At 68.7% G+C, this 8,175-nt stretch carries 6 protein-coding genes; 2 read left to right on the top strand and 4 right to left on the bottom strand.

Annotated features, from left to right (window positions below; translation table 11 throughout):
- Positions 1 to 59: 59 nt before the first annotated feature.
- A complete protein-coding gene (locus ACFWHU_RS38420) occupies positions 60 to 875 on the bottom strand; it encodes a ParA family protein (protein WP_387230989.1) in 816 nt (271 codons plus the stop codon).
- A 276-nt stretch (positions 876 to 1,151) separates the two neighbouring features.
- The gene (locus ACFWHU_RS38415) at positions 1,152 to 2,405 is read right to left on the bottom strand and encodes a hypothetical protein (protein WP_387230987.1); all 1,254 of its coding nucleotides are present in this window, start codon (positions 2,403 to 2,405) and stop codon (positions 1,152 to 1,154) included.
- A 334-nt stretch (positions 2,406 to 2,739) separates the two neighbouring features.
- On the opposite strand from ACFWHU_RS38415, the gene ACFWHU_RS38410 reads away from it, so the two are divergent.
- Positions 2,740 to 3,765 carry an NlpC/P60 family protein gene (locus ACFWHU_RS38410; RefSeq protein WP_387230985.1) on the top strand — a complete coding sequence of 342 codons (1,026 nt, stop codon included), beginning with the start codon at positions 2,740 to 2,742 and terminating at the stop codon, positions 3,763 to 3,765.
- 281 nt (positions 3,766 to 4,046) lie between these two features.
- Positions 4,047 to 5,132 (top strand): hypothetical protein, encoded by a 1,086-nt coding sequence (locus ACFWHU_RS38405; RefSeq protein ID WP_387230983.1) that lies wholly within the window; start codon positions 4,047 to 4,049, stop codon positions 5,130 to 5,132.
- A 562-nt stretch (positions 5,133 to 5,694) separates the two neighbouring features.
- Here ACFWHU_RS38405 and ACFWHU_RS38400 read toward each other — a convergent pair.
- Together ACFWHU_RS38400 and ACFWHU_RS38395 are read right to left on the bottom strand one after the other, a co-directional pair.
- Positions 5,695 to 7,086 (bottom strand): hypothetical protein, encoded by a 1,392-nt coding sequence (locus ACFWHU_RS38400; RefSeq protein ID WP_387230981.1) that lies wholly within the window; start codon positions 7,084 to 7,086, stop codon positions 5,695 to 5,697.
- Between the two features lie 305 nt (positions 7,087 to 7,391).
- On the bottom strand, positions 7,392 to 7,634 hold the full coding sequence (locus ACFWHU_RS38395) for a hypothetical protein (RefSeq protein ID WP_387230979.1): 243 nt from the start codon (positions 7,632 to 7,634) through the stop codon (positions 7,392 to 7,394).
- Positions 7,635 to 8,175 lie beyond the last annotated feature (541 nt).

Here is an 8,175-nt window from a genome sequence, read left to right as displayed (position 1 = left end):
CAGCGGCTGTCGCTGCGCCACGGGTGAGGTGGCGGGGACGACGGGGCGCTCGCGGCGGGTCATGCGGTGATCTCTTTCCAGAGGCGGGCGGCGGTTGCGTCGAAAGCGGCGCGTGCCTCGGTGGCGCGGGAGCCCATCGCGGACAGCGGCAGGGCGGAGTCCGCGGCGTCCTTGACGACGGACCGGGCGGGGATCGGCTCCCACACACGGTCCGGGCCGAAGATGCCGGGCAGGGTGCTGAGGTGGTGGGCGTGCGCCCCGAGCCGGGTGTCGACCATGGACGGCACGGCGGCCAGGAACTCCAGCTCGGGGTTGGCCAGCTCGGCGAGGTTCTCGGGGGCGACCATGAAGTCCCGGAAGCGGGTGGCGCCCTCGACTCCGTCGTACTCGGGCTCGACCAGGGTGATGCCCCAGTCCGCAGCCGCGAGCACGAGCTGGGTGAGGTGGCCCAGGGACGGCGGGCAGTCCATCAGCGTCACGTCGTACTCGTCGTCCACCCCCTCGAGCGCGCGGCGCAGCCGCTGGCGCGCACCGAGTACCGCGGCCTCGGAGATGCGGTTCTCCAGATCGAACCGGGACGGGATCACGTCGATCCGCAGCGCGTAGACGCCTTCCCAGTCGCACGGCACGATCGCGTCGGCCGCCGCCCCGGGCTCCCCGGACCTGACGACCTCGCTCGCGGTCACGGTCGGACTGTCTGGCCTAAAGGGCCGGCCAAGCCGACGCGAGGCGTTCGCCTGCGGATCGCAGTCCACGACCAGGACCCGGCGCCCGGCCTCGGCGAGCGACGCGGCCAGGTTGATCGTCGTGCCGGTTTTGCCCACCCCGCCCTTGTTGTTGCCCAGGGCGACCCGCCTTCTGCGGCGCTGCGCCATACGACACCTCCTCATCCGGTCTCCGGGACTCCCGGAGTCTGTAACTCCGGGAGTCTGGCATTCGGACGCCACCGCGCGCCGAAGGCGCGCGGGCCGGGTTGCAAGCCGCCGCGCGGTTGTGGTCGCGGAAGGCTTGCTTGGGTGCGGGCCCGGGGCCGTCAGGTGTTCGCCCCCGCTGGCACAGTCCGGCACTTCGCAGTTGACGGGCGGGGCGGGGGTTGTACCCAGGGCGGCTGGACGGTGGGAACGGAAGGCGGCGGGTTGCCTCTGTTCGGTTCAGCAGGCCATGGGGTTGGTGAACTCCCTGGTTTCATCTCCCTTGCTGGTGCAGGTGGATTGGCGTCCGCTGGTGAGGTCGCTGATCTCTGTCTGGTCGCGGGTGCCGATCAAGCGGGCTTCGCCCAGGGGTGCGCCTTGGACCAAGTGGGGGTAGCGGATGATTTCCCATGCCGGGAACTTGTCAGCCGTGAGCGTGGTCCGGAAGGTGTCCTTGTGCGGGGACAGGGTGAGTTGTCCGTCGATCCGGCCGAGCGTGCTCGATATGGAGTTCACTGCGGAGAAGCCGATCGACAGGCCGCCCGAGCCCGCACGGGAGACGCTGATGAGGTTGCGCCGTTCGGTGGAGGCGTCACCCACGGAAGATGCGTTGGGGACGAATGCGGGAGGCAGAGCGTCGAAGCACCCGGCCTCCACCGTGTCGCCGTTAGGGAGCTTGGTGCCGGCGAGGCAGGACTTGTGGATGTAGGCGGCGACTTGGCCAGTGCCGGTGTTCCACGCGATGGTGATCTTCGCTGAGGCGGTGGGGTCGGGGGTCCAGGAGCGGTGGTCGCCGATCGCGTCGGTGAAGGCGGTCTTGTTGCGGATGTAGGCGCGGGCCAGCACGATGCCGCGGTCCTGGCCCGGGGCCACGCTGGTGCGGGCGACCTGGTCGCCGGAGGCGGGGGCAGCGGTGAAGAACTTCCGGGCGGCTGTGGTGTGGTCACGGTTGACCATGGAGGTCACGACCCGTTCTCCGACCGGAGGCCGGGCGCCCTCGACGCCGTCGCGCAGGGCGACGACCGCATAGTTGACGCAGGTCTCCTGAATGTTTTTGTGGGTCCAGGACGTCTCGCCGACATACTTCTTGAGCAGCTGGTAGGAGTTGGTGGAGCGCGGCACGTTGTCGCAGGAGTAGTCGGCATAAACGACGTAGCCGTCCGCGCCGCGGACCTTCTTCCATGACAGCTTCACCGAACGCTCGCCCAGGGTGAACTGCAGGCCCTTCACCGTCGGCAGCCCCTCTGTGGGCTCGGACGGGTTTTTTGGCGCGGCCGCGTTGGCGATTGTGTCGGCGGGCTTGTCGCCGGCGAGGATGTCGGTGGTGCCGGCGGTGATGCCGCCGGCCAGCAGACCGGTGGCGACGGTGGCCACCGCCAGTGTGCGGACTCGTGATCTGCGCATGAGGGTGCTCCTTGTGGACGTGATGGTTTCGGGCCGCGCCAGGTGGCGGGCGCCGTATTTCGGTGTGAAGCGCTCCTGCCGCGGGTGCATGGGTGTACTGCGACCGACCGGCAGGGCGTGCCCGGCATCTGCCTCTGGAGGGCGTCTTGTTCAGGCGCCGGCCGGGCAGTGCGGGGCGGTGAGAGAAGCGTTGCTGCGGGGCTCGGGGCGGGGCAATGGATTGCGGCGTCCTGGACAGTCCGGGTTCGTCCGTGCTGGTCAGAGGTGGTGTCCGCAGGTGTTTCGCCGCCGGTGGTGAGGGGCGTTCGGCAGCTCGGACGGTCCCGGACTGTCCGGGACGCCTGAGGATCTGGCGGGACACCGTGACGGCGATACAGCCTCGTCTTGGAGCTGCGGAGGTCGCGGCCCGAGAGGGAGTTGTGAGATGGCGCAGCAGACGTTGCTCAGGCCGCCGCGGAAGGCTCCGCAGCCACGGACGGCACAGGCGAAGGGGCCGGCGCAGGGGCGGGTTGAGGCGAAGGGGCCGGTGTCGCACCGGAAGCCGCGGGCCCGGACCAGCCGTGCGGACCGGTTGTGGTCGGTGGCCTCGCTGGTGGTGATGTTCGTGCTCTCGCTGGTGTGCGGGGTGCTGCTGGCAGTGCACGGTCCCTCGGAGTCGTCGTCCCTGGAGGTCCGGCCGACGCCGACGCCCGCTCCCGCGCCGCAGGTACCGCACGGGCCGGTCATGCCCGAGCCGGTGAAGGAGACGCCGAAGAAGCCGGCCGGGTCCGGCACCGCGGCCGTCAAGAAGGTCACCCTGATTCCGGGTGACACGCTCTACGCGCTGGCCGGCGCTCACAGCACGAGCGTCAAGGTCCTGCAGGAGCTGAACGATCTGGGCGCCTCGACACTCATCTACGCCGGCGAGACGCTGCGGGTCCCCGGCGACCCGCAGTCCGCGCAGCCGCAGTTGGTGCCGCCGGGGGTGGATCTGCCGGAGATGGAGTTCCCGGAGATGGAACTGCCCGAGTCGGATCTGCCGGAGATGGATCCGCCGAAGAACGACCCTCCCAAGAACGACCCGCCGAAGAAGAAGGATCCGAAGAAGGAAGCGCCGAAGTCCGGGGCCAAGGCGGTTGTCGCGTTCGCGCGGGCGCAGCTCGGCAAGCCCTACGTCTGGGGCGGCACCGGCCCCAACGGCTTCGACTGCTCAGGTCTGGTGATGCGCGCCTGGGAGAAGGCCGGGGTGCAACTCCCGCGTACCACCTGGGGCCAGGTGAAGGCCGGCAAGGCCACCACCCGCGACGAACTCGTCCCCGGCGACCTGATCATCAGCAACAACGGCGGGCACGTGCAGCTCTACATCGGGGACGGCAAGGTCATCCACGCCCCCGGCAAGGGCCGGAGCATCACCACCGCACCACTGCCCGACCACTCCGGTGTCGACAGCTACCGCCACATCACACCGTGACCGAAGCCGGAGCTGCCTCGAACCACTGGACTGCTTTTCGCCACCACCAGCCGTCGGATTCTCTCCCGATTCCCTTTCGCACTAGTGTCCTTCGGGCATGGGAGCGACAGGGGGAGACACGTGGGGACAGGGACAGGGCCAGATCCGGAGGCCGCGCGTACACCGGCGGAATTCGTCCATTCGATGCGGCAGTTACGCGGCTGGGCCGATCTCAGCTACCGGCAGCTGGAACGCAGAGCGACGAAGCGGGTGACGCACTTCCCCGCGCCACAGTCTCCGGGGTGCTGGCCCGGGAGGACCTCCCCCGCGAGGAACTCCTGACCGCCTTCGTCCGCGCGTGCGGCGTCGACGCCGCGACCGTCGACACCTGGCTGGAAGCCCGCCGCCGACTGGCGATGGCCATCGAGGAGCCCGCGGCCCCGGACTGGGGCGGCGGAGAGCCAAGACCGGATCCCGAACCGGATCCCGAACCGGATCCCGAATCCGGCACCGTCGCCGACACGGGCTCGGGCACCAGCGCCTCCGAAGAACCCCCGAACGAGGTGGCTTCGGTGGGCGCAACCGCGCCTCCCACACCGCTGCCACCCGCAAAGCCCGGCCGCCGAAGATTCAACCGCCACCTGCCGATGGCAGCCGCTGGTGCCTGCGCCGCCGCAGGAGTTCTTCTGCTCGTTTACTGGCCCGACGGCGGGAAGAAGCCCGTCACCACACAGCCGAGCGACGGACCCCGCACCACCGCCGGTCCCACGAACACCACGCCCGCGGCCTCGCTCTCTCCGTCCGCCCCCGCGTCGCCGAAGGCGTCCGCACCCGGCGAGGAACAGGAAGACCCGCCCGCGAACGCCGGGTCGGAACAGAACGACGCTGTGACCACGGCTCAGCCCAGCCGGCCCCCGGCCAAGGCCACCAGCTCCTCCGGTATGCCCAAGGCCGGCCGGGTGACGATGCACCCTGCGAACTCACCGGGCCTGTGCATTACCGAAGGCCAGGAGCGCAACGGCCGTACCGAGCGTGAAATCGCCGTGCAGCTCCCCTGCGCCGACGCCCCCCAGCCGCAGGTCTCCCTGGAATCCCTCGGCAACCAGATCTACCGCATCCAGTGGAAGAACCTGGTGTCCGGAAACGAAGGCTGCCTCGGCGTCGACGAAGCTCCGACCGAGGGCTCAGAGCTACTGTCCCCGGGCGAATGCACCAGCGCACTCGGCCAGCGGTACCGCCTGGAGCCCTCCGGCAGCGGCTACCGGCTGCGCCCCATGGACAGCGGCATGTGCATCAGCATCCAGGCTCCCCGTACCAGCGGCGCCGAAGCGATCCAGGCCCAGTGCAGCGGAACCAGCGACCAACGGTTCTCCTTCACCCCAGCCTGAGAACCCGTCGCGTTCAGGTTGCGCCCAGGGGCGGCGTGGCCGGACCGGGCCTCGACCCGCCATGGCAGTCCGGCAACCCAAAACGGGAACACCTCCACTAAGTGGGCGTGTCCCGTTTCTGGTTGTTCAGCCTCCTGCCCTGGGCTACGACTTGGCTGGGGTTCTGGGGGACGCGGGATGTGGTGGCGGGAGGCAGCGGCGCCCTCGGCTGGAACCTGCCCTGCTTCCTGCTGATATGGCCACAACGTGGGCGATGACCTGGGGCAGTCGATGGCCGCGACCTGCGGATCTTGGCCGCAGGTCACGGCCATGAATCACGTAGACACCAGTACTTGAGGGCCCATCAAATGACTCCAAAGAGCCTGCGCCGGTTAGCCAGCCACGATTCCGGAGGGGCCGCAACTCACTCGAACGTGTGTTTGGTGCAACCTTTCGAAAGCAACTACCGTGGTCAGCACGGCCAGAACCGCCCTCCAGGGGTTGCGGGGCTTGGGCGCCGGGGTGCACTGGAGCGGTGGTCCGTCCCGGTGTGCGCGGAACTCGTGAAACAGAGCTAGGACGGCTACCAGATGCCTTCGGGGGCTTTCTTCAGGTAGTGGGTGATGGTGTTCTGCAGGTCGGTTTTCTCGGGTCCTGTCAGCGGGCCCAGTACGCATACCGGTACCCACTCGTCTAGGTACGTGCGTGGGGGGCGCATGCAGGCTTCGGGCGGGTCTTGGGCCAGGGGCCATCCAGCAGGCCGGCTCGTCCGGTCGGCCTCCTTCGCCGCAGAGTGGAGCTGGAGGTGGAGGGCGAGGGGGGCGCGATTGTTGATCTGCTCCGAGGTGTGGTGGATGGAGATCTTCTTGATCGAGGTCCAGGAGAAGTGCTGCTTGCCGGGGGCGTCGTTGGTCGTGAGGCCGGTGTCGTCGAGGTGCAGGGTTCGCCGGCGTATGAGTCTCTTCGCCTTGTTGGGCGGGATCATGTCGTCGGCCATGAGGACTCCCCACACCATGCAGACCGCGCCGGTGATGTAGGCCCCGGCCGGGTCGTCTTTCTCTGAGCCTGCGATCGCGGCGAGGAATAAGAGGCACGCGAGTCCGACCAGCACGCCCCCGGGGACCGCGAGCCCGTTCTTGGTGAACTTCCTGGGGTCCTCGTTCCCGGTCCACGAAACGGTGAAGACCATCGTTTGTTGGGGCTGGGTGACTCGTGGGTCGGTGCGGGGGGTCTGCTCTCGCGGCGGCGTTCTCGGCTTGGACTTCTTCGGTTTCTGTCGGGGCTTGTCCCTCTTCTTGCTGCCACCGGAAGTGCTTCCGGACGACCGCGACGTTTCCTCTCCCGCGTTTGCGGCCTGCGTTGACGCCCCGGGAACCGGCGTCTTTTCGTGCTGATCTGAGCCCGGGGCTGCAGCGCCTTCCTCTTCGATGAGGTGCTTGTTCTGCCGGCGCAGGACCTCGACTTCGCGCTGGATGAGGACGACTTGTTCCTGGAGCGAGGTGAGCTCGGTCTGGAGCTGGCGGGTGTATGTCTGGGCGTGCTGGAGACTGTTCTCCTGGCCGGCGGCCCGCTCCTCGAGCGCGAGACGCTTCCTCTCCGAGCTGCGTGCTTGGGCCAGTGCCTGCCGCAGCTGGTCGGCGAGCTGGTCCGCGTGCTCCTGCAGCGCGGCCAGTTCCGCTTTCCCGGCCTTCTTTTCCGCCTGTATCCGTGCCAGCTCTTCCTTGAGGTGGGCGAGCTGCACGGCCGGAGAACCGCTTGCCTCATGTGCCAGCCCGCACAGCTCGTCCAGCCGGTCCCGGATACCCGCTTCGAGCGGACGGCCGCGCTGTGTGAGGAAGGCGTCCAGAGCGGCGATGAAACTGCTTGGGGCGATCCGTTCACCGCTGAGATACCGCGACAGGGTGGCCGGGGCGATATGCGCCGAGACGGCGATCTCCTTCTGCGTGCCACCACTCGCGATGAAGTGGTTCACCACCGTACGCAACGTGGCCGCGTACGCAGTTGCTTCCGGCCCGATGGCTTTCGCTGGACTCATGTGTGCCTGTCCCCCTGTTGACCGCGTCCGCATGCGCGTGGGCGCGGGCGCGGGCCTCTGATTGTCACGTACACCCCACAGCACGGTGCAGGCTTCGGCCACGATGAGCCACGGCCTGCAGCAGCCCAGTTGGGAACCAGCCCCGCCCCGAACGGCGGCGATACCGCGGCCCGCGTCGAGGTTGCAGAGCGGCTCGCTCGGAAGGACACCGGAGCGGGCGGCCCGGCCCTCCCGGGGCGGTTGCGTTATGCCGGGGGGCCAGGGCGCGTGTCGCGGTGCGTGCGGCGTAGGAGCCGGTGCTCGCGGTGGTTGGTCCACCAGGTGAGGCGGTCGGGGGAGTCCTGGGGGAAGAGCGCCTGCACGGACGTCGCGGCCAGGGTCAGGACCAGACAGATCACCACGCCCCACCACGGGGCGCCGGCCATGGCCGTGGCCAGGCCGCTGACGGCGGTGACCGATGCGGGCACCAGGTTCGAGGGCACAGCCATGATCTGACCTCACTCACGTCATCAGCGTCCGCCCAGCGCGTTCGCTGATCACAGAGTTGAGCCAGGACGGATGATGCGGGAGGGGGAACAGCCTGTTCCCGGCAGTCGTCAATTGCGACCGTTGCGCAGGGCGTTGCTCAGTCTCTTGCTTAGGGCCTTGCTTAGCCTCTTGCGCACCCCTTGGAGGCGAGCACGCGTCGCCGCTGGTCAGGTGCCGGTTTTGGTGTGGTCACCTGTCTGGCATCCCCCTCTGAGCCCCTGCTTCCCCGCCCGTCACGGAAGAGAGGAGGGTGGTGGGCGGGTCGGGCGGGTCGCGGGCGGGGGGATGGGGCGTTGGGTGGTGTGTTGGCCCCGGGTGCTGCGCTCCGGGGCCGGCGGTGTTCGACGGGGTTTGGGGGCCGGGCGGTCTTCGTTCCTCGGTGTCGAGGGGGTGTGTCGACGGTGTCGGACGTCCTGTCAGTTTTCTGCCCGGTCGAATTCCTTTTCTTTCCGGTGTAATTGGGTGGGGGATTGGGGATTGAATTGGTGGGTGAATTGGGGG

Source organism: Streptomyces sp. NPDC060366 (assembly GCF_042725135.1).
Taxonomy (GTDB): Bacteria; Actinomycetota; Actinomycetes; order Streptomycetales; family Streptomycetaceae; genus Streptomyces.
The sequence above is the reverse complement of the archived record's forward strand: the minus strand, read 5'-3'. Positions and strand labels throughout refer to the sequence as shown.

Bases quoted from the DNA above. Each gene is read 5' to 3' on its own strand.
- ACFWHU_RS38420 (WP_387230989.1), bottom strand. From the start codon at position 875: ATGGCGCAGCGCCGCAGAAGGCGGGTCGCCCTGGGCAACAACAAGGGC.
- ACFWHU_RS38395 (WP_387230979.1), bottom strand. From the start codon at position 7,634: ATGGCTGTGCCCTCGAACCTGGTGCCCGCATCGGTCACCGCCGTCAGC.
- ACFWHU_RS38415 (WP_387230987.1), bottom strand. From the start codon at position 2,405: ATGCACCCGCGGCAGGAGCGCTTCACACCGAAATACGGCGCCCGCCAC.
- ACFWHU_RS38410 (WP_387230985.1), top strand. From the start codon at position 2,740: ATGGCGCAGCAGACGTTGCTCAGGCCGCCGCGGAAGGCTCCGCAGCCA.